The sequence below is a fragment of the Rhizobacter fulvus genome (genome assembly GCF_964020785.1).
This window is the reverse complement of the sequence record NZ_OZ224516.1, coordinates 4,255,733-4,280,638: the sequence shown is the minus strand read 5'-3', so window position 1 is coordinate 4,280,638 and position 24,906 is coordinate 4,255,733. Positions and strand designations below refer to the sequence as shown.

Genomic DNA, 24,906 nt, shown 5'->3' with positions numbered 1-24,906 from the left:
ATTCCAGGCCAATGACGACCTCGATCATTCATGGTAATCGGCGGCGTGATGCCAGTAGCGGCGGGCGACCTCGCGCTCGCACCGGGCCTCGCCGATGGCGCCGTTGCGCCACGTCCAGGCGCCGCAGCCCGGTGTGCTCGCGGTGGCGATGCCGTGCGCCCGATAGCGCTCCACCACCTGCGGCGCGGGGTGGCCGAAGCGGTTGCGGTAACCGGCCTGGAAGACGGCGACCCGTGGCGCCACCGCGTCCAGGAAGGCGTCGCTCGACGAGGTCTTGCTGCCGTGGTGCGGTGCGATCAGCACGTCGCTGCGCAGCGCGCCTGGCACGTGGGCGACGAGCGCCAGTTCCTGTTCGCGCTCGATGTCGCCGGTCAGCAGCACGCTGGGCGCGCCGGCGCCTGCGCCGACGACGCGCAGCACGCACGACATCGCGTTCGATTTCATCGGGCGCGCGTAGTCGTCGATCGGCGGGCGCAGCATCTCGAAGCGGACGCCGTCCCAGTCCCAGGCCTGCCCGGCCTCGCAACGGGTCGCGCGTGGTGCCAGGCGCAGCAGCGGGTGGTCGGGCTCGAGCGAACTCATCAGCTCCTGCACCGGCATCGCCTTCAGCAGTGCCGCGGCGCCGCCGACGTGGTCGATGTCGCGGTGGCTCAGCACCAGCCGGTCGATGCGCGCCTCGCCGCGCGCGCGCAGCAGCGGGAGCACGACCCGCTGGCCGGCGTCGCTCTCGCGCGCGTATTGCGGGCCGGCATCGAACACGAGCAGGTGCGCCCGCGTGCGCACGAGCACCGCGCTGCCCTGCCCGACATCGAGCGCCACCACGTCAAAGCGGCCCTCGGCCGGCACATCGCGCGGCGGCAGCAGCAACGGGATCAGCAGCGGGACGGCGAGCGCCCGCACGCGCCACGGCAGGGGCAGCACGGCGAGCAACGCGCCCGACAATCCGGCGAGTTGCGCCCACGCCGGCGCGACGGGCACCAGCCACACCGCCGCCGGCATCGCGACCAGCGATGCCAGCACGGCATTGAGCCCCTGCACGACCCACGCGCCCACGATCCACAGCGGCACGAACGCGACGCCAAGCAGCGCCAGCGGCGTGATCACCAGCGTGATCACCGGGATCGCGATCAGGTTGGCCGCAAAGCCGACCACCGACACCTGCTGGAAGAACACCAGCGACAGCGGTGTCAGGCCGATCGTCGCGACGAGCTGCGTGCGCAGGTCGGCGCGCCACGCCGTCCACACGCGAGCCGGCCAGCCGCGCCAGCCCGAGACCGGTTCGACGACACGCGTCGCCTGCCCCGGTGCCGACGCCATCAGCAGACCGACCGCACCGAACGACAACCAGAAGCCGGCCTGCAACAGCGCCCACGGGTCGAAGGCGGTGACGGCCACGGCCGCGGCCAGCAGCACCAGGCCCCAGGGCCAGCGCACTCCGGCGCTGCGCGCGAGCGTGACGACCGCCAGCATGCAGATCGTGCGCTGGGAGGGCACGCCCCAGCCGGAAAACACCGCATACGCGCCCGCGCACGCCAGGCCGCCCCACGCGGCCGCGAGCGGCGCCGGACACCACAGCGCCGCACGCCGGCTGCGGGACCAGAGGCGCGCGATCAGACCGCCGGCGAGCCAGGCGAACATCGTGATGTGCAGGCCGCTGATGCTGACCAGGTGGGCGATGCCGGTGTTGCGGTACAGATCCCAGTCCTCGCGCTCGATCGCGCCCTGGTCGCCGACGGCGAGCGCGGCCAGCACGCCGGCGGCGCGGCGGTCGGGCACGCTGGCCTCGATCGCGTCGCGCACGCGCTGCCGCAGCCGCTCGACCGGGTAGCCCGCGGCACGGTGCAGCAACTCGGGCGGCGGTGCGTCCCGCACGCTCGCGGTGGCGCGCACGCCCTGCTCGAACAACAGCAGTTCGTAGTCGAAGCCGTGCGGGTTCATGCTGCCGTGCGGCCGACGCAGGCGCAGCGTGAAGCGCCAGCGTTGGCCGGCGCGCAGCTCGGCCTGCGGCTCGCTCAGCACCGCGTCCTCGTGCTGGCCCTTGAACCAGCCGACGGTCAGCAGCGCCGGCACGGTGACGGGCTGGCCGTCGAGCGTTGCCGCGTCGGTCTCGAACCGGAAGCGCAACCCCGCCGCACTGCGCTGCGGCAGGCCGGCGACGACGCCGCTGACGACCAGGTCGCGGCCTTCGATCGCGGCCGGCAGCGCATCCGCCAGGCGCAGCGCGGCGCGCAGCCCCGTCGCACCATGGGCGGTCAGCAGCACGCCGAGGCAGGCGGCGGCCAGCGCGCCGCGGCCGCGCCAGCCCGCCCAGCCGATCGCACCGCAGCACAGCCCGCCGGCCAGGATCAGCTCGTAGGTCTCCGTGGACCAGAGCCCGCGCTGCTGGAGTTGCAGCGCCACGCCGGCGATCCAGGCACCGGCCAGGAGCACCAGTCGTGCCCCGAACCCGGCTCGTCTCTGCATCGCTGCAGTGTAGGATTTGCGCCTTCCCATCCGACACGCGGCAAAACCATGTCAACGCCCTCCGTCTACGACCGTCTGACCGCCCTCGGGATCACGTTGCCCCCGGCATCGACGCCGGCAGCCGCCTATGTGCCGTTCGTGCGCACCGGCAACCTGGTGTTCGTGTCGGGCCACATCGCGCGGCGCGAAGGCAAGGCCTGGATCGGGCAGCTCGGACGCGACATGGTCACGGCCACGGCCAAGCATGCGGCGCGTTCGATCGCGATCGACCTGCTCGGCACGCTGCACGCGGCGGTCGGCGACCTGAACGACATCGAGCGGATCGTCAAGGTGATGAGCCTGGTCAACAGCACGACCGACTACACCGAGCACCACATGGTCACGAACGGCTGTTCGGAGCTGCTGGCCGAGGTCTTCGGCGACAAGGGCGCGCATGCACGCAGCGCGTTCGGCGTGGCCCAGCTGCCGATGGGCGCGTGCGTCGAAATCGAGCTGATCGCGCAGGTGAAATGAGCCGCAGCGACCGCTTGTTCGCCGGGGTCGCGCTGGTCTGCCTCGCCGCGGTCGGTGCGGCGCTGGTGTCGCAGTACCGCTTCGACATGCAGCCCTGCCCCTGGTGCGTGCTGCAGCGGGTGATCTACCTGGCGATCGCGCTCTCGTGCGTGATCGGCCTGGCGTGGCGCCGCGCCGCAGGGCGAACGGTCGCCGCGGGACTGGGCCTGTTGCTCGCGGTGTTCGGCATCGGCGCGGCGCTCTGGCAGCATTTTAAGGCCGCCGCATCCGCCTCGTGCAACCTGACCTTTGCGGACCAGGTCGTCAGCCTGTGGCTGCACCTCGACAGCCTGTGGCCCGAGGTGTTCGCGCCGCGGGCGAGCTGCGCGGATGCCGCGGTCGACCTGTTCGGCATTCCCTACGATCTGTGGAGCCTGGCGCTGTTCGGGGCCATCGCGATCGCGCTGGCACGCGGGCTGCGCCCCCCCATGCCAGCGCGCTGAACGCGGCGCCTCAGTTCATCCGGATTTCGCCGTGCTCACCGAGGTCGGTGGGCGGCTGGCCGGTGATCGCGGCCTTGGCCATCTTGTAGAGCTGCACGACCTTGCTTTCCTTCACGTCCCAGTAGTTGGCGTGGGTGATCTTGACGCGCACCAGCGCGAGATCGGGGTCGGTGACGCCACCCGGGAACCAGGCTTCGGCCATCTTGCTCCACAGCTGCTGCTTCTTCGCCAGGTCGTCGACGACCGCGGCCGTGCCGGAAACCGACACGTAGCTGTCCGCGCCGGTGTCGGCGTAGCTGACGTTCACGTTCGGCTCGGCCTCGAAGTCGGCGACCGGGTCGCCCTTCTTCGACATGAAGAACCACAGGTTCTGGTCCTCGTCGAGCTTGGAGTTCTGGGTCGTCATCGGCCGCGAATGCAGGTGGCCGTTGTCGTGGCGGGTCGTGAACATCGCGAAGCGGATGTCCTTGATCAGGTCCCACAGCGTGCTGCGGGCTTCGGTGCTGTCGGTGACGGTCTTGTTCATGGGTGGGCCTTTCATGCATTCCATGCGAAAGACCCATTCCACCGTGCGCGGCGCCGCTGCGCGATCAGGCGCGACGCCCGGTGCCTGTAGGACGTGTCCGGTGCGCGGCGGCCGTCACGCGGCGCCGATCACCCGCATCGCCTTGGGCATCACGTCCTGCACGCGACCCTTGCGCGCGCGCTTGCCGACGTAGGCGGCCAGCGCCGTCGGACGCAGCAGCTCGTCCTTCGGCTTGCCGCCGCGGCCGGTGCCGAGCACCTGCAAGCTGGTGCCGAACGCGGCGACGCTGACGAGCGCGTCCTTCGCGTCGAGGTCGATCAGCGTGAGGCCGCGGCCGCCGTTGGACTGCAACTTCAGCTCGTCGAGCGCGAACACCAGCAGCCGGCCCGCGAGCGACAGACACGCGACCTGCGACTGCCCGTCCGCCAGGCTCGGCGGCAGCGGTTTCTCGTCGGCCTCCAGACTCAGGAAGCCCTTGCCGCCGCGCTGCCGGGCGACCAGGTCGCCGACGCGCGCCAGCAACCCGAAACCGCCGGTGCCGGCCAGCAGCAGGGTCTGCTGCGCCGCGCCGGCGAAGTAGTGCGCCGGCTGCGTGCCGGTCTCGAGATCGATCAGCGAGGTGATCGGCTGGCCATCGCCGCGCCCGCCCGGCAACTGTGCGACGGCGGTCGAGTAGACCCGGCCGTTGCTGCCGAACACCAGCAAGGAATCGACGCTGCGGCACGCGAACGTGCCGTACAGCGCATCGCCGGCCTTGAACGCGAGCGTCGCCGCATCGACCTCGTGGCCCTTCAGCCCGCGCACCCAGCCCTTCAGGCTGACGACCACGGTGATCGGTTCGTCGATCACCTTCACCTCCGCGACGGCCTTCTTCTCGGCCTGGATCAGCGTGCGGCGGTCATCGCCAAAGGTCTTCGCGTCCTGCTCGATTTCCTTGATCAACAGGCGCTTCAGCGAGGCCGGGCTGCCGAGGATGTCCTCGAGCTTGGCCTGCTCGGTGCGCAGCCCGGCGAGCTCCTGCTCGATCTTGATCGCCTCGAGCCGCGCGAGCTGGCGCAGCCGGATGTCGAGGATGTCGTCGGCCTGGATCTCGGTGAGCGCGAAGCGCGCGATCAGCGCGGCCTTGGGCTCGTCGCTCTCGCGAATGATGCGGATCACCTCGTCGATGTTGAGCAGCACCAGCTGCCGGCCTTCGAGGATGTGGATGCGCGCGAGCACCTTGTCGAGCCGATGGCGGGTGCGCCGCTGCACGGTGACGGTGCGGAACGCGATCCACTCGGCCAGGATCTGGCGCAGGCTCTTCTGCGTCGGCCGGCCGTCGCTGCCGATCATCGTCAGGTTGATCGGCGCCGAGTTCTCGAGCGAGGTGTGGGCCAGCAGTGTCGTGACCAGGTCCTGCTGCGAGATCGCACGCGACTTGGGCTCGAACACGATCCGCACCGGCGCGTCCTTGCTCGACTCGTCGCGCACTGCGTCGAGCACCGCGAGCACGGTGGCCTTGAGCTGTGCCTGCTCGCTGCTGATCGCCTTCTTGCCGGCGCGCACCTTCGGGTTGGTGAGTTCCTCGATCTCCTCCAGCACCTTCTGCGTGCTGGCGCCGGGCGGCAGTTCGGTGACGACGAGTTGCCACTGGCCGCGCGCCAGTTCTTCGATCTTCCAGCGCGCGCGCACCTTCAGGCTGCCGCGGCCGCTCGCATACGCGGCGCGGATCTCGTCGGTGCTGCTGATGATCTGGCCGCCACCGGGGTAGTCGGGGCCGGGGATCAGCGCGGCGAATTCGGTGTCGTCGAGCCGCTCGTTGCGGATCAGCGCGACCGCGGCCGCGGCCACCTCGCGCAGGTTGTGGCTCGGCACCTCGGTGGCCAGGCCGACGGCGATGCCGCTCGCGCCGTTCAGCAGCACGAACGGCAGGCGCGCCGGCAGCTGCTTCGGCTCCTCGAATTCGCCGTCGTAGTTGGGCACGAAGTCGACCGTGCCTTCGTCGAGTTCGTCGAGCAGCAGCCGCGTGATCGGCGCGAGGCGCGCCTCCGTATAGCGCATCGCCGCCGCGCCGTCGCCGTCGCGCGAGCCGAAGTTGCCCTGGCCGTCGACGAGCGGGTAGCGCTGCGAGAAGTCCTGCGCCATCCGCACCATCGCGTCGTACGCGGCAGTGTCGCCATGCGGGTGGAACTTGCCGAGCACGTCGCCGACGACGCGCGCGCTCTTCACCGCCTTCGGCCCCGCGGCGGTGGTGAACGCCAGCCCCATGCGCTCCATCGAGAACAGGATGCGGCGCTGCACCGGCTTCTGGCCGTCGCACACGTCCGGCAGCGCGCGGCCCTTGACGACGCTCAGCGCGTATTCGAGGTACGCACGCTCGGCGTACTGCGCCAGGCCGACGGCGTCGGTGCCGCCGTCGTCGCCGGCAGTGAGATCGAGTTGTTCTTGCATCGGGATCGTTCGGGCGCCCGTCAGGCGCCGGTGGTCGCGTCAGCGCGGGAAGCGCTCGCGCAGTTTCAGTTTCCAGAATTTGCCGGTCGAGGTGCGCGGCACCGCGTCGATGAACTCGAAGCGGTCCGGCACCTGCCATTTCGCGAAGCCGTGCTGCAGCAGGTGCGCGGCCAGCGCGTCGGCAAGGGGCGCATTCTGCCCCGGTTTGACGACGACGCAGGCCAGCGGCCGCTCGCTCCACTTGGCGTCCGGTACCGCGATCACCGCGGCCTCGGCGATCGCCGGATGCGCCATCAGCGCGTTCTCGAGGTCGACCGAGCTGATCCACTCGCCCCCGGACTTGATCAGGTCTTTCGTGCGGTCGGTGATGCGCACGAAACCCAGCTCGTCCATCGTCGCGACGTCGCCGGTGCGCAGCCAGCCGTCGGGCGTGAACTTGTCGGGCGTGATCGGCACCTCGTGGTACGAGCCGGTGATGAACGGGCCGCGGACCTGGATCTCGCCCATGGTCTGGCCGTCCCACGGCGCGTCCTCGTCGGCCTCGGTGCGGATGCGCACGTCGACCAGCGGCGCCGGCACGCCGGCCATCGCCGCGCGCTTGTAGCGGACCTCGTCGCCGGCGTCCTTCAGCTCGTTGCGCAGGTACGAGATCGTCGCGATCGGCGAGGTCTCGGTCATGCCCCAGCCCTGCAGGATCCACACGCCGTGCTTCGCGAATGCGCGGATCAGCGCCTCCGGCACGGCCGCGCCGCCGACCAGCGAACGCATGCCCTCCGGCAGCTTCCAGCGGCCGGGCTCGGTCGTCAGCGCCTGGTCGAAGCGCTGGATCAGGCCCATCCAGATCGTCGGCACACCCAGCGCGACGGAGGGCGGCTCGAGCTGCATCAGGTCGAGCAGGTCGTCGGGGTGCAGGTGCGGGCCGGGGAAGACGAGCTTGGTGCCGAGCATCACGGCGGCATACGGGATGCCCCAGCAGTTGGCATGGAACATCGGCGTGACCGGCAACACCACGTCGGTGCTGCGCAGCCCCCAGTGATCGGCCAGGCAGCCGACGAAGGTGTGCAGGACCGTCGAGCGGTGCGAATAGGCCACGCCCTTCGGACGGCCGGTGGTGCCGGACGTGTAGCACATCGCGACCGCGTCGTTCTCGTCGTGCGGCGCATAGACGAAGCCATCGGGGTCGGCACCGGCCAGCAGTGCCTCATAGTCGATGAACTCGGCCGGCACCGCGGCGCCGGAGTACGGCACCACGATCACGCGCTCGAACGCATGCAGGTGCGCGAACTGCCGGTACAGCGGCAGCAGCACGTCGTCGACGATCAGGAAGCGGTCCTTCGCGTCGGCCGCGATCCAGCCGATCTCGTCGGGCGCGAGGCGCAGGTTCAGCGTGTGCATCACGCCGCCGGTGGCCGGGATGCCGAAGTAGCACTCGAGGTGCGCATGGTGGTTCCACGCCAGCGTCGCGACCCGTTCGCCCTGCTTCAGTCCGAGCGCCTGCAGGGCCGATGCGAGCGCCCTGCTGCGGCGGTGGAACTCGGCGTAGGTGTGCGTCTTCAACGACTTGTCCGGCAGCCGCGACACGATCTCGTTCGAGCCGAACAATCGCCCGGCGCGCTCGAGCAGGTGGTTGAGCGAGAGCGGCACGTTCATCATCGTCGTCTGCATCGTCGTCTCCGGGGTCGTCAAGCGGGTGCAGTCTGGCGCAGCGCGTGTTCGTGCGCCAGCATGCTCATCACGATCAGCGAATCGTAGCCGTCGGCGGTGCGCACGCTTTCGCGCAGGCGCCCCTCCTCGACGAAGCCTTCGCTGCGGTAGAGCGCCTGCGCCCGCACGTTCAGGCCCTTCACGTCGAGCCAGAACCGGTGCGCGCCGAGATCGCGAAACGCCATGTCCGCGAGCAGCCGCAGGCAGGCGCGGCCGATGCCCCGGCCGTGCAGCGGGGACGCCAGCACGATGCGCTTCAGCTCGATCGAGCGGTGCGGGTTGCGGCAACCCTGCAGGATCACGAAGCCTCCCGACGGGTAGCCCTCGCCCGCCTCGACGATGAAGTGCCTGCTGTCCGGGAAACGGATCGCACCCTCGTGCTGGATGCGCTCCCACGGCGTGATGAACGGCCGGTTCGCGAGGTCCTGCTCGACCGAGATCACGAAGTCCAGGTCCGACAGCATCGTCGGTCGCAGCCGCAGCAACGCGGGCCTCACACGTCCACGTCGACCGAGTCGCCGTGCAGCTCCATCAGGTCACGGCGCGCCTGCGCCTCGCCCTTGCCCATCAGCTTGGTCAGCGCGCTGGTCGTCGCGTCGAAGCCCGCGACGCCGAACTCGGTACGCAGCAGGCGGCGGGTGTCGGGGTTCAGCGTCGTGTCCCAGAGCTGCTCGGCATTCATCTCGCCCAGGCCCTTGAAGCGGCTGATGCTCCAGGCGTTTTCGCGCGCGCCTTCCTTGCGCAGCTTGTCGAGCGTCGCGGTCAGTTCGCCCTCGTCCAGCGCATAGAGCTTGGCCGCGGGCTTCTTGCCGCGCGCCGGCGCGTCGACGCGGAACAGCGGCGGCTTGGCAATGTAGACATGGCCCGCTTCGACCAGCTTAGGAAAGTGGCGGAAGAACAGCGTCAGCAGCAGCACCTGGATGTGCGAGCCGTCGACATCGGCGTCGCTGAGGATGCAGATCTTGCCGTAGCGCAGCCCGCTCAGGTCGGGCATGTCGTTCGCGCCGTGCGGATCGACGCCGATCGCCACCGCGATGTCGTGGATCTCGTTGTTCGCGAACAGGCGATCACGCTCGACCTCCCACGCGTTCAGCACCTTGCCGCGCAACGGCAGGATCGCCTGCGTCTCCTTGTCGCGGCCCATCTTGGCGCTGCCGCCGGCCGAATCGCCTTCGACGAGAAACAATTCGTTCAGCGTCAGGTCGCGGCTCTCGCAGTCGGTGAGCTTGCCGGGCAGCACGGCCACGCCCGAGCCCTTGCGCTTCTCGACCTTCTGGCTCGCGCGCTGGCGCGTCTGGGCGCAGCGGATCACCAGTTCGGCGAGCTTCTTGCCGAATTCGACATGCTGGTTCAGCCACAGCTCGAGCGAGGGCTTGAAGTACGTGGAGACGAGTCGCAGCGCGTCGCGCGAATTCAGGCGTTCCTTGATCTGGCCCTGGAACTGCGGGTCGAGCACCTTCGCCGAGAGCACGAAGCTGGCGCGCGAAAAGACGTCCTCGGGCATCAGCTTGACGCCCTTCGGCAGCAGCGAGTGCATGTCGATGAAGCCCTTGACGGCCTGGAACAGCCCGTCCTTCAGACCCGACTCGTGCGTGCCGCCGGCCACCGTCGGGATCAGGTTCACATAGCTTTCGCGCATCGGCGCGCCGTCTTCCGTGAAGGCCACGCACCACGCGGCGCCCTCGCCTTCGGCGAAGTTCTCGGTCTCGCCGCCGTCGGCGTAATGCGCGCCCTCGAACAGGGGGATCACCGGGTCGGCGTTGAGCGTCTGCATCAGGTAGTCGCGCAAGCCGCCCTTGTAGAGCCAGCTCGTCTTCTCGCCGGTCTTCTCGATCGTCAGCGTGACCGTCACGCCCGGCATCAGCACCGCCTTGCTGCGCAGCAGGTGCGTCAGCTCGGCCTTGGGCAGCTCGGCGCTCTCGAAATACTTGGCGTCGGGCCAGGCGCGCACGGTCGTCCCGCCCTTCCGGTCGCCGGACGCCATCTTGCGCAGCACCAGCGGTTCGATCACGTCGCCGCCCGAGAACGCGAGCTTCGCGACCTGGCCCTCGCGCCACACCGTCACCTCCAGCCGCTTCGACAGCGCGTTGGTCACGCTGACGCCCACGCCGTGCAGGCCACCGGAGAAGCTGTACGCGCCACCGGCCCCCTTGTCGAACTTGCCGCCGGCGTGCAGCCGGGTGTAGACGATCTCCACCACCGGCACCTGCTCTTCCGGATGCAGGCCGAACGGGATGCCGCGGCCGTCGTCCTCGACGCTGACCGAGCCGTCGGTGTGCAGCGTCACGTCGATGCGCTTGCCGAATTCGGCCAGGGCCTCGTCGGCCGCGTTGTCGATCACCTCCTGCACGATGTGCAGCGGGTTGTCGGTGCGGGTGTACATGCCCGGCCGCTGCTTGACGGGCTCGAGACCCTTGAGCACGCGGATCGACGCCTCGCCGTAAGAACTGTTCTGCTTGGTTGCCATGGGCGCGGATTCTAGGAGCCTGCAAGAATCGAGCTGTATGGACTCACAGGACGGAACGATGAAGACGCGCATGACCTACCGTGAACTCGGCCGCTCCGGCCTGCAGGTGTCGAGGATCTGCTTCGGCGGCAACGTGTTCGGCTGGACCGCCGACGAAGCCACCTCGTTCCGCCTGCTCGACGCCTGGGTCGATGCCGGCATGAACTTCGTCGACACCGCCGACGTGTACTCGCGCTGGGTGCCGGGGCACACGGGCGGCGAGTCGGAGACGATCATCGGCAAGTGGCTGAAGCAGACCGGCCAGCGCGACAAGATCGTGCTGGCGACCAAGGTCGGCAAGCCGATGGGCGACGGGCGGGTCGGGCTGGCGCCGGCCTATATCCGCAGCGCCGTCGAGGCCTCGCTGAAGCGGCTGCAGACCGACGTGATCGACCTGTACCAGTCCCACGATGACGACGCGACCGTGCCGCTCGAAGACACGCTGGGTGCGTTCGCCGACCTGATCAAGGCCGGCAAGGTGCGCGCGATCGGCGCATCGAACTACACCGCGCCGCGACTGGCCGAGGCGCTGGCGGTCAGCCAGAAGCTGGGCCTGCCGCGCTACGAAAGCCTGCAGCCGCTCTACAACCTGGTCGAGCGGCCGGCGTTCGAGGCCGAGCTCGAGCAGGTCTGCATCACCCACGGCATCGGCGTGATCAACTTCTACGCGTTGGCCAGCGGCTTCCTCAGCGGCAAGTACCGCAGCGAGGCCGACCTCGGCAAGAGCGCGCGCGGGCAAGGCGTCAAGAAGTACCTGACGCCGAAGGGCCTGGCGGTGCTGGACGCGCTTGACGCGGTGGCGCAGCGCCTGAACGCAACGCCGGCGCAGGTGGCGCTGGCCTGGCAGATCGCGCGGCCGAGCATCACCGCACCGATCGCCAGCGCGACGTCGGTCGAACAGCTCGACGGTCTGGTCGCCGCGGCCCGGCTCGAGCTCGACGCGGACGCGATCCGCACCATCGACGCGGCGAGCGCCTGAGGTGGTCGACGTGCACGGCGGCCAGGCGGCCTCGCGCTGGGTGCAGCGCTGGTCGCACCTTGTCGGCACCGATGCCACCGTGCTCGACGTCGCGTGTGGCGGCGGCCGCCACCTGCGCTGGTTCGCGCAGCGCGGCGCGCGGGTGACCGGGGTCGATCGGGACGCGGCGGCGGTGGCGCCGCTGGCCCACGTCGCCGAGATCGTCGTCGCCGACATCGAGGGCGGTCCGTGGCCGTTCCGTGCGCGGACCTTCGACGCGGTCGTCGTCACCCACTACCTCTGGCGCGAGCGCCTGCCGGACATCCTGGCAAGCGTGGCGCCCGGCGGCGTGCTGATCTACGAGACGTTCGCGGCGGGCAACGAGGCCATCGGCAGGCCGTCGAACCCGAAGTTCCTGCTGCGCCCTGGCGAGTTGCTGCAGGTCGTGGCCGGCTGGCGTGTCGTCGCGTTTGAGGACGGCTTCGAGCCAACCCCCGATCGCTTCGTGCAAAGAATCGTGGCGGTGCGCGACGGCGGCCCGCCGACGCCCGCGCCGCGGCGGTTTCCACTGGTTCCGCCGGCCTCCGGCGCGCAGGTAAAATCTTCGGATTCAGAGGATTCCGCATGAAACCCATTGTTGGCAGCATCGTCGCGCTGGTCACGCCGATGCAGGAGGACGGCAGCGTCGACTACCCCGCGCTGCGCCGCCTGATCGATTGGCACATCGCTGAAGGCACCGACTGCATCGGCGTCGTCGGCACGACCGGCGAGTCGCCGACCGTGTCGGTCGAGGAGCACTGCGAGATCATCCGCGTCTCGGTCGAGCACGCGAAGGGCCGGGTGCCGATCATGGCCGGCACGGGCGCCAACTCGACGGCCGAGGCGATCGAGCTGTCGCGATTCGCGCGCGAGGTCGGCGCCGACTGTTCGCTGTCGGTCGTGCCGTACTACAACAAGCCATCGCAGGAAGGCATCTACCGCCACTTCAAGGCGATCGCCGAGGCCGTCGACCTGCCCATGGTGCTCTACAACGTGCCCGGCCGCACGGTCGCGGACATGCAGGTCGAGACCGCGGTACGTCTGGCCGGCGTGCCCGGCATCATCGGCATCAAGGAAGCCAGCGGCGAGATCGACCGCGCCGCCTGGCTGATCAAGCAGGCGCCCAAGGGCTTCTCGATCTACTCCGGCGACGACAGCACCGCCGTCGCGCTGATGCTGCTCGGCGGCCACGGCAATGTGAGCGTCACCGCCAACGTCGCGCCGCGCGCGATGCGCGAACTGTGCGCCGCGGCGCTGGCCGGCGACGTGAAGACCGCGGCCGCGCTCCACCTGAAGCTGCTGCCGCTGCACAAGAACCTGTTCGTCGAATCGAGCCCTGCGCCGACCAAGTGGGCGATGGCCCAGCTCGGCCTGTGCAGCGCGGCGCTGCGCCTGCCGATCACGCCGCTGACCGAAGCGGGGCAGCAGGTCGTCGGCCACGCGATGCGCGAGTCGGGTCTGCTTTGACCCCCTCGCGCCGAGCGCCCCGTTCCGTTCCCGATCACCGGGGCCGCGCACGGCATCTCGCCGTGCCAGCCGCCCCATTGGAGATGCACCTCGTGACCCGTTCCCCCACTCCCATCGCGTTGGCCATCACGGCGGCGCTGGCCCTCGGCGGCTGCTCCACGCTCGACAGCTTCATGTCCGGCGACAAGATCGACTACCGGACCAACAGCACCGCGCGGACCACCGGGCTCGAGGTGCCGCCCGACCTGACGCAGCTGACGCGCGACTCGCGTTACCAGCAGCCGCAGGGCGGCGCGGTCAGCGCAGCGGCCTACCAGGCCGGCACGCCGGCCGCCAGCGCGGCGCCGACGGCGGCCACGACGATCGCGCCCCAGGCAGCCGGCGACGTGCGCCTCGAGCGCCTGGGCAACGAGCGCTGGCTGCGCACCAGCCTGACGCCCGAGCAGCTCTGGCCGCAGTTGCAGGCCTTCTGGAAGGAGCGCGGCTTCGTCCTGACGCAGGACCAGCCTGCCACCGGCGTGATGGAAACGGACTGGGCCGAGAACCGCGGCAAGCTGCCGCTGGACTTTGTGCGCTCGTCGATCGGCAAGGTGTTCGACGGCGCGTATTCGACCGGCGAGCTCGACAAGTTCCGCACCCGCGTCGAGCGCGGGCCGAACGGCACCGAGGTCTACATCACGCACCGCGGAATGATCGAGGTCTACACCGGCGAGCGCAAGGAAAGCACCGTGTGGCAGCCGCGCCAGCCCGACCCGCAACTCGAGGGCGAACTGCTGTCGCGCCTGATGCTCAAGCTCGGCGCGACCGAGGAAGTGGCAAAGACCGCCACCGCGGCACCGGGTGCACCGGGCGCGCCGGCGCGCGCGCGCATCGTGGCCGGCCAGCCGACCGCGACGCTGCAGGTCGACGACGGCTTCGACCGCGCCTGGCGCCGCGTCGGCGTGGCGCTCGATCGCAGCGGCTTCACCGTCGAGGACCGCGACCGCACGCAAGGCGTGTACTTCGTCCGCTACATCGACCCGAAGTTCGCCGGCAAGGAAGAGCCGAGTCTCCTGTCGAAGATCTTCAGCTTCGGCAAGAAGGACGACGTCGGCAATCCGACGCGCTACCGTGTCGTCGTCAAGGGCGAAGGCGAACGCAGCAACGTGACCGTGCTGACCAGCCAGGGCGCGCCCGAGAACGGTGATGCCGGCAAGCGCATCACGGCGTTGCTGCTCGACGACCTGAAGTAAAGAGGCGCCGCCGGACCGATGCGGTTTTGCAGCCTCGGCAGCGGCAGCGCCGGCAACGCCACGCTGGTCGAGGCGACCGGCGGCATCAGCACCAGCCGGGTGCTGATCGACTGCGGGTTCTCGCTGCGCGAGCTCGAAGCCCGCCTCGCGCGGATCGGACTCGGCTGCGATGACCTCGACGCGGTGTTCATCACGCACGAGCACGGCGATCATGTGGGTTGCGCATTGACGCTGGCGCGGCGCCATGCCCTGCCGGTGTGGATGAGCCGCGGCACCTGGCGCGCGATCGGCCAGCCGGAGCTGCAGGACGGTCTGCTGCGATTCGCGCGCGACCTGCAGGTCATCGAGATCGGCGACTTGCAGCTGATGCCGTATACCGTCGTGCACGATGCCCTGGAGCCGCTGCAGCTGCGCGTGTCGGACGGGGCACGCCACCTGGGCGTGCTGACCGACGCCGGCGCGAGCACGCCGCACATGATCGACAACCTGCGCGGGTGCGACGCGCTGCTGCTCGAGTGCAACCACGACCGCACGATGCTCGCGAACTCGAGCTACCCGGCATCCCTCAAGGCGCGCATCGGCGGACGGCTCGGCCACCTGGCGAACGACACCGCGGCGCAGATCCTCGCCGACGTGCTGCACGGCAGCCTGCGGCATCTCGTGGCGGCCCACCTCAGTGAGCGCAACAACTCGCCGGCACTGGCGCGTGCGGCGCTGGCGGCTGTCTGCGGCAGCGCGGCCGACGACATCATCGTGGCGGACCCGCTGCGCGGCTTCGATTGGCTCGACCTGCGCTGATCGCCCCGTCCGCGCGCCCATGAAAAAGCCGCCCGAAGGCGGCTTTCGCAGAACCGGTTGATCCGAGGGATCGACCGATCTGATTTACTTCTTGACAGCGTCGGCAGCCTTGCCAGCAGCGTCCTTGGCAGCGTCGGCAGCCTTGCCGGCAGCGTCCTTGGCAGCGTCGGCAGCCTTGCCGGCGGCGTCCTTCATCGCGTCGGCGGTCGCAGCAGCGCCAGCCGAAGCCGCACCCATCGCCGAGCTCGCGCCGGCCATGGCTTCCGTGGCAGCCGCCGAAGCGGCGGTGCTGACCGCGCTGGCGGCAGCCGAAGCGGCTTCAGCAACAGCCGGAGCAGCAGCAGCCGAGGCAGCGCTAGCGGCGGGCATTTCTTCCTTCTTGCCGCAGGCGGTCAGTGCAACGGCGGCAAGGAGGGAGGCGAGCAAAAGCGACTTGGTCATAGGTGTCCTCTGAATCATTAGGGGGTCGAACAATTACCGATCATTGTGGGAACCCTAACAGCGCAGAGCCCCAGCGTTCGCAGGCAGAGAAACGCTCGCGCTTTCCAGTGCCTAGCCTCTGATTATAGCCAGCTCTAGGGTCATTCCCTAGAGGCCGGTGACGCTGGCTGGAAAGGCCTCTTCCGAACGTTGCAAAACTGCGTCAATCATTTCCTTGCACCGCAGTTCTTCACCCTTGTCGTGCGCCAGCCGCCCACGGTGGTGCACGGTGTCCGAGAGGCGCACGCTGACGGTGCCGGATGCCAGCAGCACGGTCGGAAACTCGCCGGTGGGCAATTCATTGTTGGTGCGGCAGGTCACGATGTGTGACCAGGTCCGCCGCCACTCGACCCAGCGCGGATGGCGCCGCGCGACGTCGTCGAAGTGGCGCGCGACCACGGTCAGCCGGCGACTGCTCGCGGCCCACTGGGCAAACGACTCGACCACCGCACGCTCGCCCAGCGGCCAGTCGGCGTAATCGTTGTCGCACAGCCAGAGCTCGCGCGCGCCGTGGTTCGCGGCGTCGGCCAGCGCGGCGCGCAACGCGTCGTGAAACTCGCTGCGGGAGGTGATCAGGCCGTTGCCGCCGGGTTCGATGCTCATGTCGTCTCCTGGGTCAGATGTTGGCGGCCCGCAACCAGCCCGCCGCTCGCCACTCCTCCACCAGCGCCTGCGCGTCGAGCCCGAGATCTGCCAGTTCGCGGGCGCTCAGCCGGCGTGCGTCGGCGAGCCGGCGCATCAGCCGCGCATCGCGTCCGGCCGCGCGGAAGGATTCGCCGTTGATGAACACGTGGCGGCCGTCGTACAGCATCCGGGTGCGCTGGTCGAGCACGATGCCCCGCCATTTTGCCGCGTCACCGTCGTCGCCGGTCGCGCTGGTGTCGAACCAGACGCCGCGCTTGGGCTCGCTCAGCACTTCGCCCAAGGCGCAGGCCAGCGCGCTCGGGTCATCCAGCAGGCGCCGCACCGCGTCGGCGGCGAAAGCATGCAGCGCGGGCGGCACGAGCGCAGGCGTTTCGGTGGCGGGCTGCGCCGGGTCGCGGTAGAGCGGGCCGGCGGTGTCGTGGTCGGCCGCATCGATCGCGCGCTGCAGGACGTCGCGCGCGAGCTCGTCGCGGCCGGCAGCCCGAAAGCCGATCGAACAGGTCGTGCACTCGCCTTGCGCGACACCGTCGTGCGCCCAGCCGGGCGGCAGGTACAGCATGTCGCCCGGCTCGAGCAGCCACTCCTGCTCGGGCTCGAAGGCCGCGAGGATCTTCAGCGGCACGTCGGGCACGAGCGCCGGCGAGGCCACGCGGCCGATCCGCCAGCGCCGTCGGCCGTGCCCCTGCAGCAGGAACACGTCGTACGAATCGACATGCGGACCGACGCCGCCGCCATCGCTCGCGTACGAGATCATCAGGTCGTCGAGCCGCGCATCGGGCACGAAGCGAAAGCGGTCCAGCAGCTCGCGGGCAGCGGGCACGTGCAGGTCGAGGCCCTGCACCAGCAGCGTCCATTCGCGCTGCTTCAGCGGCGGCAGCGCGCTGCGCTTCAGCGGGCCCTGGCGTAGCGACCAGCCCGCGCCCTTGTGCACGACGAGTCGCGATTCGACCTCGTCGCGCGTGGCCAATTCGAACAGCTGCGCGCGTTCGATCAACGTGATGCCGCCGGGCACCGCCTGGCGCACCAGCAACGGCTTCTTCTGCCAGTGCCGCCGCATGAAAACCTGGGGCGAAAGCCCGCCCAACAGCGGCATTGCGAGAGAAATGTCCATGGTCGATTGTGCGATCATCTTGCGATGCTCATCACCACACCGTGTGTCGTCAGCCTCACCTGGAAGCTGCAGGACACCACAGGCCAACTCATCGACGAACTGCCTGATCCCGTCGAATTCTTCTACGGCGGCGACGACCTGCTCGCGAAAGTGGAGGAAGCGCTCCAGGACCAGGAATCCGGCTTCACGACCCAGCTTCATCTCGAGCCCGAGCACGCGTTCGGCGACTACGACTCGGCCCTCGTCTGCTTCGAGGACCGCTCGATCTTCCCCGACGCGATCGAGGTCGGCATGCAGTTCGACGGGCTGCCGCCGGGCGCACAGACGCCGGACATGCCGGCCGACGCGGTCTACACCGTGACCGAGGTCTACCCCGGCCACGTGGTGCTCGACGGCAACCACCCGCTCGCCGGCATCGCGCTGCGCCTGGACCTCACGGTGCGCGATGTGCGCGCCGCAACCGAGGAAGAGATCGAAGCCCGCAGCGTCGGCCAGCCGGTGTTCACGGTGATGAACACCGCGCCCAGCGGCACGTCGCTGCACTGAGGGCGTCGATCGTCAGGCCGGTTTCTCGATCGGTGCCGGCGCGCCCTCTTCGCCCTCCGCGGTCGTGATCGGCCCCTTGCCGCTGAAGCGGTCGAGCGCGAGGTAGATCACCGGCGTGATGTACAGCGTGATCGCCTGCGAGAACACCAGCCCGCCGACGACCGCCAGGCCCAGCGGCTGACGCAGTTCAGCGCCGGCGCCGATGCCCAGCGCGATCGGCAGCGCGCCCATCAGGGCAGCCAGCGTCGTCATCATGATCGGCCGGAAGCGCAGCACGCAGGCCTCGCGAATCGCCTCGACCGCGGTCAGGCCGCGGGTGCGCTGCGCGTCGAGTGCGAAGTCGATCATCATGATCGCGTTCTTCTTCACGATGCCGATCAGCAGCAGGATGCCGATGGTCGCGATCAGCGTCAGGTCCTGGCCGAAGAACTTCAGCATCAGCAGCGCACCGACGGCCGCGGACGGCAGGCCGGCCAAGATCGTCAGTGGGTGGATGTAGCTCTCGTACAGCACGCCGAGCAGCACATAGATGACCAGCAGCGCGCCGATGATCAGGATCGCCTGGCTGCCCTGCGAGCTCTTGAACACCGCGGCGTCGCCGCCGTAGGTCGTGATGATCGACGAGGGCAGCTGGATCTGTTCCCGGTACTTCTCGATCTTGGCCGTGGCGTCGCCGAGCGCCGTGCCGGGCGCGAGGTTGAACGAGACCGTCACCGCCTGCAGCTGTCCGACGTGGTTGATCGCGGTCGGTCCGACGGTGCGCTCGACCGTCGTGAAGCTCGACATCGGCACCAGCGTGCCATTGCTCGAGCGCACGTAGATGCCATTGAAGGCGCTCTCGTCCTGCTTGGCCTCCGGCGCGACTTCCATGATGACCTGGTAGCTGTCGGCACTGGTGTAGATCGTCGACACCTGGCGCTCGCCGAACGCGCTGTACAGCGCGTTGCGCACGCTGTTGATCGACACGCCGAGCGTGTTGGCCAGGTCGCGGTCGATCTTCAGCGAGGCCTGCAGGCCCTTGAGCTGCGAGTCGCTCGTCACGTCGCGGAACATCGGGTCGGCACGCATCGGCTCCTGCAGCTTGGTGGCCCAGGTGTTGAGCTCGTCGGCCTTCACGCTCTGCAGGATGTACTGGTACTGCGCCTTGCTCTGCCGGCCGCCGAGCTGCAGGTTCTGGATCGGCCGCATGAACACCGTGATGCCCGGCACCTCACGCAGCTTGCGGCGCAGGCCCTCGACCACCTCCTTCATCGGCGCGCGCTGGTCGCGCGGCTTCAGGTTCAGGAACAGGCGGCCGGTGTTCTGCGCCCCGCCGCCACCGTTGAACGAATTGACGGTGGCGACGTTCGGGTCGTTGCGGAAGATCGTCGCGACGCGGTCCTGCAGCTGCACCATCGCCGGGAACGAGGTGTCCTCGGCCGCCTCGGTGCTGACGCGGATCTGGCCGATGTCCTCTTCGGGGAAGAAACCCTTCGGGATCGTGACGAACAGCCACGCGGTCGCCGCGAAGGTCAACAGTGCCACGGCGCCGACAAGCCAGCGGTGCCGCAGCGCGGCGTCGAGCGAGCGGCTGTAGGCGTCGAGCACGGCGTCGAAGCCGCGCTCGAACTGGCGCACCAGCCAGCCCGGCGGCTTCTTGTGCGCCTCGTCGCTGAGGAACCGGCTGGCCATCATCGGCACCAGCGTCAGCGAGACGAACGCCGACGCGATGATCGCCAGCGTGACCACCACGGCGAACTCGTGGAACAACAGGCCGATCACGCCCGGCATGAAGAAGATCGGGATGAACACCGCGATCAGCGAGGTCGAGATCGAGATGATCGTGAAGCCCACCTCGCGCGAGCCGCGCAGCGCGGCCTGGAACGGCGGGACGCCCTCTTCCACGTGCCGCATGATGTTCTCGAGCATCACGATCGCGTCGTCGACGACCAGCCCGACCGCGAGCGTCAGCCCCAGCAGCGAGATGTTGTCGAGCGTGTAGCCGAAGGCCCAGAGCAGCGCGACCCCGCCCAACAGCGAGACCGGCAGCGACAGCGTCGGGATCACCGTCGCCATGAAACGGCGCAGGAACAGGAAGATCACCAGGACCACCAGAACGATGGTGCCGAGCATGGTGAGCGACACGTCGTGCAGTGCCTCGCGCACCGACACCGAGCGGTCGTTGACCAGCGAGACGCGCACCGATTGCGGCAGCTGCGACTGGAAGTTGGGGAGCGCGCGCTTCACGGCATCCACCACCTTCACGGTGTTGGCATCGGGCTGGCGGTACACCGCAAGCGAGATGGAGCGCTCACCGTTGAAGCTGGCGAATGTCTTGACCGACTCGTAGCTGTCCTCGACCGAGGCCACGTCGCGCAGCCGCACCGGGTTGCCGCCGCGGATGCTGACGATCAGGTCGCCGAACTCCGCCGCATTGCGCAGTTGCCGATTCGCCTGCAGCGTCAGCGTCTGCTGCGGCCCCTCGAGCGTGCCGACGGGGGTGTTGACGTTGGCGGCGCCGAGCGCGGCGCTGAGTTCGTCCAGGCCGATGTTGCGCGCCGCGAGTGCCTGGGGCTGCACCCGCACCCGCACCGCGAAGCGCTTCGCCCCGAAGATCGTCACCTGCGCCACGCCCTCGAGCGTGGAGAGCGTCGGCGAGATCAGGTGTTCGGCGAAGTCGTTGAGCTCGGACAGCTCGAGCGACGGCGAGGTCAGCGCCATGAAGAGCACCGGCGCATCGGCCGGATTGACCTTGCGGTACGACGGCGGCGCCGTCATGTCCTGCGGCAGGGCGCGCTGGGCGCGCAGCAGCGCCGCCTGCACGTCGACCGCCGCGGCCTCGATGTCGCGACCCTCGTCGAATTCGAGCGTCAGATCGGTGCTGCCCAGCGTGTTGCTGGAGCTGATGATCGCCAGGCCCGGGATGGTCGAGAACTGCTTCTCGAGCGGCAGCGCGACCGAGGTCGCCATCGTCTCGGGGCTGGCACCCGGCAGTTGCGCGGACACGTTGATGACCGGCGTGTTGTAGCTCGGCAGCGCCGCCACCGGGATCCTGCCGTACGCGATGACGCCCGCGACGACGATCGCCGCGTTCAGCAGCACCGTCAGCACCGGGCGGCGGATGAAGAGCTCGGACAGGTTCATGGCGTCACCGCCGCGCCGGCACCGGCGGAACTCGCGCCCGTGCCCGGGGCCGACGCCGCGCGCGAGCCGGCCGCGCCGGTGGCGTCGCGCTCGACCACGCGTGCGCCCGGCCGCAGGTTCTGCCGGCCGTCGACGACCACGCGGTCACCCGCCGCGACACCGCTGGCCACCGCATCCGGCCCCTGCGCATACAGCACATCGACGCGCTTGGAGACCGCCTTGTTGTCGCCATCGATCGTGTAGACGATGCTGCCGCGAGGCCCCTGGATCACCGCCGCCTGCGGCACGACGATCGCGTCCTTCAGTGTGCGCACCGCCAACCGGACGGTGACAAAGCCGCCCGGCCAGAGCGCTTCCTTCGCGTTGTCGAACTGCGCCTTGACCTTGACGGTGCCGGAGTTCGCATCGACCAGGTTGTCGACGAACTGCAGCTTGCCGACGACCTCGCCGCGCGCCTCCGGCAGCACCGCGACAACTTTGCCGCCGCCGCTGCGCAGCGTCTGCAACGCGTCGTTGAGATGGCGCTGCGGCAGGCTGAAGCTGACGGCGATCGGGTCGAGCTGCGTGATCGTCACCAGCGCAGCACCAGCCGGCTGCACCGTGCTGCCGGCATAGACGTTGATCGCACCCGCGCGGCCGGCGGCGGGCGCGACGATCCGGTTGTACGAGAGCCCGACCAGCGCGGCCTGGATGGCGGCCTTGTCGGCGGTGACCACCGCCTGCTGCGTATCGACCTGCGTCTGGTTCGTGTCCACCGCGCCTTGCGAGATGAAGCCCTGCGCCAGCAGCTCGCGCGAGCGGGCGAGCTGGCGCTGCGCGTCGCCCAGCGCGGCCTGATCGCGCGCCAGTTGCGCCTTGGCCTTGGCGAGATTGACCTCGTCGGTGCGGGCATCGAGCGTGAACAGCAACTGCCCGGCCTTGACGAACTGGCCCTCGCGGATGTTGACCTGGGTGATCACGCTGGACACCTGCGGTCGGATGTCGACGCTGTTGAGCGCACTGATCATGCCGGTGGCCTCCAGCATCACGTCGACGTTCTTCGCCACGGCGCGCACGCTGCTGACGCTGACCGGTGCGCCCGCACCCGTGGCTGCCCCAGACGCCGGCGCCGCGCCGGACGCCGCAGCGGCCGGCGGCGCCGACTCCTTGCTGCAACCCGCCAGGACGGCGGCCAACACCAGCGCCGCCGTGCCGCGAATCAAGCTCTTGTTCATGCAGATCCCGGTTGGGCGCGGTTCGCCGCGAAGCGCGCCAATTCGTTACAACTTGTGATTCTCGCCAATCGCCGCGCCGCCGACAACGCTCACCGTTCCCGGGGGAAGCCGCTTGGTGCGGCCGCCCGGGACCGAGTTCCGCAACGGCGCTTCAACCCCGCCCGGTCGATCCGAACCCCCCCGCCCCGCGGCCCGAGGCGTCAAACGCCTCGACGACGCGAAATTTCGCCTGCACCACCGGCACGATCACGAGCTGCGCGATCCGGTCCAGCGGCTGCACGATGAACGTCGTCGATCCTCGGTTCCAGCAGCTGACCATCAGCGGCCCCTGATAGTCCGAGTCGATCAGCCCGACGAGGTTGCCCAGCACGATGCCGTGCTTGTGGCCGAGGCCCGAGCGCGGCAGGATCATCGCGGCCAGCCCGGGATCGCCGATGTGGATGGACAGGCCGGTCGGGATCAGCACGGTCTGCCCGGGCTCGATCGGCAGCGCCGAATCGACACACGCGCGCAGGTCCAACCCGGCGCTGCCCGATGTCGCGTAGGCCGGCAGCTGATCGGCCATGCGCGGATCGAGGACGCGGACGTCGACGGTTGTCATCGCACCCCTCCCACGCGGCGCGCGATCTCGGCGACCAGTTGCCGGGCAAGCGTCAACTTGTCGGCGCGCGGCAGCTCGCGCTCGCCATTCGCGTCGACCAGCGTCAGCGCGTTGTCGTCCTGTCCGAAGGTTGCCGGGCCGAGGTTGGCGACGATCAACGGGATGCCCTTGCGCACCCGCTTCTCGCGCGCGTGCGCCAGCAGGTCGTGGCTCTCGGCGGCGAAGCCGACACAGTACGGCGGCTTCGGCAGCGCCGCGACGGCGGCGAGGATGTCCGGGTTCTCGGTCAGTTCGAAGCACGGCGGGCCCTTCTCGCCGGCCTGCTTCTTGATCTTGTGGTCGTTGAAGCGGGCCGGCCGCCAGTCGGCCACCGCGGCGGTCGCGACGAACACGTCGTGCGCGGCCACCGCGCTCAGCGTCGCATCGAACATCTGCTGCGCCGTCATCACATCGATGCGGGCCACGCCCCGCGGCGTGGGCAGGCGCACCGGCCCGGCCACCAGCGTGACCGCGGCGCCCGCCTCGGCCGCGGCGCGCGCGATCGCGAATCCCATCTTGCCGCTGGAATGATTGGTGATGCCGCGCACCGGGTCGATCGGCTCGAAGGTCGGCCCCGCGGTGATCAGCACGCGCCTGCCCGCCAGCAGCTTGGGCTGGAAGTACGCGACCAGATCGGCCAGCAGGTCGGCCGGCTCGAGCATGCGGCCATCGCCGATCTCGCCGCAGGCCTGATCGCCGCTGCCGGGGCCGAGGATCGCGGTGCCATCGGCGCGCAGCTGCGCCAGGTTGCGCTGCGTGGCCGGGTGCGCCCACATCTCGCGGTTCATCGCGGGAGCCACCAGCAACGGACAGCGCTCGATCGGCCGGGCCAGGCACATCAGGCTGAGCAGGTCGTCCGCGCGGCCCTGCACCAGCTTGGCGATCAGGTCGGCGCTGGCCGGGGCGATGACGATCGCATCGGCCTCGCGCGTCAGGTTGATGTGCGCCATGTTGTTGGGCTCGCGCGCGTCCCACTGGCTCGTGTAGACGCGGCGGTTAGACAACGCCTGCAGCGTGACCGGCGTGATGAACTCCTCGGCCGCCTCGGTCATCACCACCTGCACGGTGGCGCCCGCCTTGACCAGCTCGCGGGTGAAATCGGCCGCCTTGTAGCAGGCGATGCCGCCCGACAGGCCGAGCACGATGTGCCTGCCTGCCAGGCCCAGCGATGCAGCCGCCATCAGAGCGCCGTCCACGCGCGCGACATGTCGTGCAGGTTGAACAGCACGCGCACCGCCTTGCCATAGACCTGCTCGTGCGGCAGGAAGCCCCAGACCCGCGAGTCGGAGGAGTTGTCGCGGTTGTCGCCCATCATCAGGTACTGGCCCGCCGGCACCGTGCACTGCCAGGCCGTCGCCCCCTCGGTGCTGCAACTCGCGCCCATGCCGCTGGGCGCCAGGCGGCCCATCACGAACGGGTTGACCTTGATGGTGCGGCTCTTGCTGCCCGCGGTCTCGTCCAGCAGCCATTGCCCGCGGTCCTCGGGCGGCACGTTGGCCCCGGTCCCTTCGCTGACCACCTGCACGTTGAAAGGCGCGCCGTTGACGCTGACCACGCCCCGGTCGAAGCGGACCACGTCGCCGGGCAGCCCGACCAGCCGCTTGACGTAGAACTCGGACACGTCGACCGGGTAACGGAACACCACCACGTCGCCGCGCTGCGGCTGGCCGAACTCGATCGCGGTGTTGGTGAACGGCAGCCGCGGCCCGTAGGCCAGGTGGTTGACGAGGAGGTAGTCGCCGACGCGCAGCGTCGGCTCCATCGAGCCGGACGGCACCTTCGGCCAGTCGGCCACCGCGATCCGGCAGGTGAACATCAGCGCGACGACGACGAACAGCTCGGCGCCGAAGCTGACCCACAGCGGCTTCTTGTCCGGCTCGCCGCCGAGGCGGCGCTTGCGCACCTTCCAGGCGACCCAGCAGGCGCCGGTGGCCAGCGTCGCGAGCGCGAGGATCTCGTTGATCGAGAAACCGAGTTGCAACCCGGCACTCATGGAGTCGACCTGCGGATCTTCATGTCCATGTTCATC

At 69.6% G+C, this 24,906-nt stretch carries 22 protein-coding genes; 8 read left to right on the top strand and 14 right to left on the bottom strand.

What is annotated here, in order from left to right:
* Window positions 1–24 precede the first annotated feature (24 nt).
* Window positions 25–2,463 carry a DNA internalization-related competence protein ComEC/Rec2 gene (locus tag ACWH49_RS20415; RefSeq protein ID WP_448173129.1) on the bottom strand — a complete coding sequence of 813 codons (2,439 nt, stop codon included), beginning with the start codon at window positions 2,461–2,463 and terminating at the stop codon, window positions 25–27.
* 48 nt (window positions 2,464–2,511) lie between these two features.
* Between ACWH49_RS20415 and ACWH49_RS20410 the strand changes: the two genes are divergently transcribed.
* A complete protein-coding gene (locus ACWH49_RS20410) occupies window positions 2,512–2,976 on the top strand; it encodes a RidA family protein (RefSeq protein ID WP_448173128.1) in 465 nt (154 codons plus the stop codon).
* Window positions 2,973–3,458, top strand: a complete 486-nt coding sequence (locus ACWH49_RS20405) for a disulfide bond formation protein B (protein WP_448173127.1) — start codon at window positions 2,973–2,975, stop codon at window positions 3,456–3,458. Before ACWH49_RS20410 ends, ACWH49_RS20405 begins: the two co-directional genes overlap by 4 nt.
* A gap of 10 nt (window positions 3,459–3,468) precedes the next feature.
* On the opposite strand, the gene ACWH49_RS20400 is transcribed toward ACWH49_RS20405, so the two are convergent.
* The 5 genes from ACWH49_RS20400 to ACWH49_RS20380 form a co-directional block, all read right to left on the bottom strand.
* Entirely contained in the window at window positions 3,469–3,984 is a 516-nt protein-coding gene (locus tag ACWH49_RS20400) for a pyridoxamine 5'-phosphate oxidase family protein (RefSeq protein ID WP_448173126.1), read from the bottom strand.
* A 114-nt stretch (window positions 3,985–4,098) separates the two neighbouring features.
* Complete coding sequence (gene parC, locus ACWH49_RS20395; protein WP_448173125.1) at window positions 4,099–6,414, bottom strand: DNA topoisomerase IV subunit A; 2,316 nt, start codon at window positions 6,412–6,414, stop codon at window positions 4,099–4,101.
* Window positions 6,415–6,453: 39 nt separating this feature from the next.
* Window positions 6,454–8,079 (bottom strand): long-chain fatty acid--CoA ligase, encoded by a 1,626-nt coding sequence (locus ACWH49_RS20390; RefSeq protein ID WP_448173124.1) that lies wholly within the window; start codon window positions 8,077–8,079, stop codon window positions 6,454–6,456.
* A 17-nt stretch (window positions 8,080–8,096) separates the two neighbouring features.
* The gene (locus tag ACWH49_RS20385; protein ID WP_448173123.1) at window positions 8,097–8,615 is read right to left on the bottom strand and encodes a GNAT family N-acetyltransferase; all 519 of its coding nucleotides are present in this window, start codon (window positions 8,613–8,615) and stop codon (window positions 8,097–8,099) included.
* The gene (locus ACWH49_RS20380) at window positions 8,612–10,585 is read right to left on the bottom strand and encodes a DNA topoisomerase IV subunit B (RefSeq protein ID WP_448173122.1); all 1,974 of its coding nucleotides are present in this window, start codon (window positions 10,583–10,585) and stop codon (window positions 8,612–8,614) included. Before ACWH49_RS20380 ends, ACWH49_RS20385 begins: the two co-directional genes overlap by 4 nt.
* Before the next feature lie 58 nt (window positions 10,586–10,643).
* Here ACWH49_RS20380 and ACWH49_RS20375 point away from each other — a divergent pair, with 58 nt between their 5' ends.
* From ACWH49_RS20375 to ACWH49_RS20355, 5 genes are all read left to right on the top strand, one after another.
* The gene (locus ACWH49_RS20375) at window positions 10,644–11,603 is read left to right on the top strand and encodes an aldo/keto reductase (RefSeq protein ID WP_448173121.1); all 960 of its coding nucleotides are present in this window, start codon (window positions 10,644–10,646) and stop codon (window positions 11,601–11,603) included.
* Window positions 11,604–11,613: 10 nt separating this feature from the next.
* Window positions 11,614–12,210: a class I SAM-dependent methyltransferase gene (locus ACWH49_RS20370; RefSeq protein WP_448174375.1), complete on the top strand. Its 597-nt coding sequence runs from the start codon at window positions 11,614–11,616 to the stop codon at window positions 12,208–12,210.
* Window positions 12,207–13,088, top strand: coding sequence for a 4-hydroxy-tetrahydrodipicolinate synthase (dapA, locus tag ACWH49_RS20365; protein ID WP_448173120.1), 882 nt, complete (start codon window positions 12,207–12,209; stop codon window positions 13,086–13,088). The genes ACWH49_RS20370 and dapA overlap by 4 nt, the downstream gene beginning before the upstream one ends.
* Window positions 13,089–13,171: 83 nt before the next feature.
* Window positions 13,172–14,320: an outer membrane protein assembly factor BamC gene (gene bamC, locus ACWH49_RS20360; protein ID WP_448174374.1), complete on the top strand. Its 1,149-nt coding sequence runs from the start codon at window positions 13,172–13,174 to the stop codon at window positions 14,318–14,320.
* 18 nt (window positions 14,321–14,338) lie between these two features.
* Window positions 14,339–15,118 (top strand): MBL fold metallo-hydrolase, encoded by a 780-nt coding sequence (locus ACWH49_RS20355; protein ID WP_448173119.1) that lies wholly within the window; start codon window positions 14,339–14,341, stop codon window positions 15,116–15,118.
* An 84-nt stretch (window positions 15,119–15,202) separates the two neighbouring features.
* On the opposite strand, the gene ACWH49_RS20350 is transcribed toward ACWH49_RS20355, so the two are convergent.
* From ACWH49_RS20350 to ACWH49_RS20340, 3 genes are all read right to left on the bottom strand, one after another.
* On the bottom strand, window positions 15,203–15,559 hold the full coding sequence (locus ACWH49_RS20350; protein WP_448173118.1) for a hypothetical protein: 357 nt from the start codon (window positions 15,557–15,559) through the stop codon (window positions 15,203–15,205).
* A gap of 147 nt (window positions 15,560–15,706) precedes the next feature.
* Complete coding sequence (locus tag ACWH49_RS20345) at window positions 15,707–16,201, bottom strand: hypothetical protein (protein ID WP_448173117.1); 495 nt, start codon at window positions 16,199–16,201, stop codon at window positions 15,707–15,709.
* 13 nt (window positions 16,202–16,214) lie between these two features.
* On the bottom strand, window positions 16,215–17,354 hold the full coding sequence (locus ACWH49_RS20340; RefSeq protein WP_448173116.1) for a JmjC domain-containing protein: 1,140 nt from the start codon (window positions 17,352–17,354) through the stop codon (window positions 16,215–16,217).
* Window positions 17,355–17,378: 24 nt separating this feature from the next.
* Between ACWH49_RS20340 and ACWH49_RS20335 the strand changes: the two genes are divergently transcribed.
* The gene (locus tag ACWH49_RS20335; RefSeq protein WP_448173115.1) at window positions 17,379–17,900 is read left to right on the top strand and encodes an FKBP-type peptidyl-prolyl cis-trans isomerase; all 522 of its coding nucleotides are present in this window, start codon (window positions 17,379–17,381) and stop codon (window positions 17,898–17,900) included.
* A 12-nt stretch (window positions 17,901–17,912) separates the two neighbouring features.
* Here the strand turns inward: ACWH49_RS20335 and ACWH49_RS20330 are convergent, their stop codons facing one another.
* From ACWH49_RS20330 to lepB, 5 genes are all read right to left on the bottom strand, one after another.
* On the bottom strand, window positions 17,913–21,023 hold the full coding sequence (locus ACWH49_RS20330; RefSeq protein ID WP_448173114.1) for an efflux RND transporter permease subunit: 3,111 nt from the start codon (window positions 21,021–21,023) through the stop codon (window positions 17,913–17,915).
* Window positions 21,020–22,237, bottom strand: a complete 1,218-nt coding sequence (locus tag ACWH49_RS20325) for an efflux RND transporter periplasmic adaptor subunit (protein WP_448173113.1) — start codon at window positions 22,235–22,237, stop codon at window positions 21,020–21,022. The genes ACWH49_RS20330 and ACWH49_RS20325 overlap by 4 nt, the downstream gene beginning before the upstream one ends.
* A gap of 151 nt (window positions 22,238–22,388) precedes the next feature.
* On the bottom strand, window positions 22,389–22,838 hold the full coding sequence (gene dut / locus ACWH49_RS20320; protein WP_056468255.1) for a dUTP diphosphatase: 450 nt from the start codon (window positions 22,836–22,838) through the stop codon (window positions 22,389–22,391).
* A complete protein-coding gene (coaBC, locus tag ACWH49_RS20315; RefSeq protein ID WP_448173112.1) occupies window positions 22,835–24,058 on the bottom strand; it encodes a bifunctional phosphopantothenoylcysteine decarboxylase/phosphopantothenate--cysteine ligase CoaBC in 1,224 nt (407 codons plus the stop codon). The genes dut and coaBC overlap by 4 nt, the downstream gene beginning before the upstream one ends.
* Window positions 24,058–24,870, bottom strand: coding sequence for a signal peptidase I (lepB, locus tag ACWH49_RS20310; protein ID WP_448173111.1), 813 nt, complete (start codon window positions 24,868–24,870; stop codon window positions 24,058–24,060). The genes coaBC and lepB overlap by 1 nt, the downstream gene beginning before the upstream one ends.
* Between the last annotated feature and the right edge of the window lie 36 nt (window positions 24,871–24,906).

Coding starts and splice junctions, on each gene's coding strand:
- ACWH49_RS20415 (WP_448173129.1), bottom strand. CDS start 2,463: ATGCAGAGACGAGCCGGGTTCGGGGCACGACTGGTGCTCCTGGCCGGT.
- ACWH49_RS20410 (WP_448173128.1), top strand. CDS start 2,512: ATGTCAACGCCCTCCGTCTACGACCGTCTGACCGCCCTCGGGATCACG.
- ACWH49_RS20405 (WP_448173127.1), top strand. CDS start 2,973: ATGAGCCGCAGCGACCGCTTGTTCGCCGGGGTCGCGCTGGTCTGCCTC.
- ACWH49_RS20400 (WP_448173126.1), bottom strand. CDS start 3,984: ATGAACAAGACCGTCACCGACAGCACCGAAGCCCGCAGCACGCTGTGG.
- parC (WP_448173125.1), bottom strand. CDS start 6,414: ATGCAAGAACAACTCGATCTCACTGCCGGCGACGACGGCGGCACCGAC.
- ACWH49_RS20390 (WP_448173124.1), bottom strand. CDS start 8,079: ATGCAGACGACGATGATGAACGTGCCGCTCTCGCTCAACCACCTGCTC.
- ACWH49_RS20380 (WP_448173122.1), bottom strand. CDS start 10,585: ATGGCAACCAAGCAGAACAGTTCTTACGGCGAGGCGTCGATCCGCGTG.
- ACWH49_RS20375 (WP_448173121.1), top strand. CDS start 10,644: ATGAAGACGCGCATGACCTACCGTGAACTCGGCCGCTCCGGCCTGCAG.
- dapA (WP_448173120.1), top strand. CDS start 12,207: ATGAAACCCATTGTTGGCAGCATCGTCGCGCTGGTCACGCCGATGCAG.
- bamC (WP_448174374.1), top strand. CDS start 13,172: ATGCACCTCGTGACCCGTTCCCCCACTCCCATCGCGTTGGCCATCACG.
- ACWH49_RS20355 (WP_448173119.1), top strand. CDS start 14,339: ATGCGGTTTTGCAGCCTCGGCAGCGGCAGCGCCGGCAACGCCACGCTG.
- ACWH49_RS20350 (WP_448173118.1), bottom strand. CDS start 15,559: ATGACCAAGTCGCTTTTGCTCGCCTCCCTCCTTGCCGCCGTTGCACTG.
- ACWH49_RS20345 (WP_448173117.1), bottom strand. CDS start 16,201: ATGAGCATCGAACCCGGCGGCAACGGCCTGATCACCTCCCGCAGCGAG.
- ACWH49_RS20340 (WP_448173116.1), bottom strand. CDS start 17,354: ATGGACATTTCTCTCGCAATGCCGCTGTTGGGCGGGCTTTCGCCCCAG.
- ACWH49_RS20335 (WP_448173115.1), top strand. CDS start 17,379: ATGCTCATCACCACACCGTGTGTCGTCAGCCTCACCTGGAAGCTGCAG.
- ACWH49_RS20330 (WP_448173114.1), bottom strand. CDS start 21,023: ATGAACCTGTCCGAGCTCTTCATCCGCCGCCCGGTGCTGACGGTGCTG.
- ACWH49_RS20325 (WP_448173113.1), bottom strand. CDS start 22,237: ATGAACAAGAGCTTGATTCGCGGCACGGCGGCGCTGGTGTTGGCCGCC.
- dut (WP_056468255.1), bottom strand. CDS start 22,838: ATGACAACCGTCGACGTCCGCGTCCTCGATCCGCGCATGGCCGATCAG.
- coaBC (WP_448173112.1), bottom strand. CDS start 24,058: ATGGCGGCTGCATCGCTGGGCCTGGCAGGCAGGCACATCGTGCTCGGC.
- lepB (WP_448173111.1), bottom strand. CDS start 24,870: ATGAGTGCCGGGTTGCAACTCGGTTTCTCGATCAACGAGATCCTCGCG.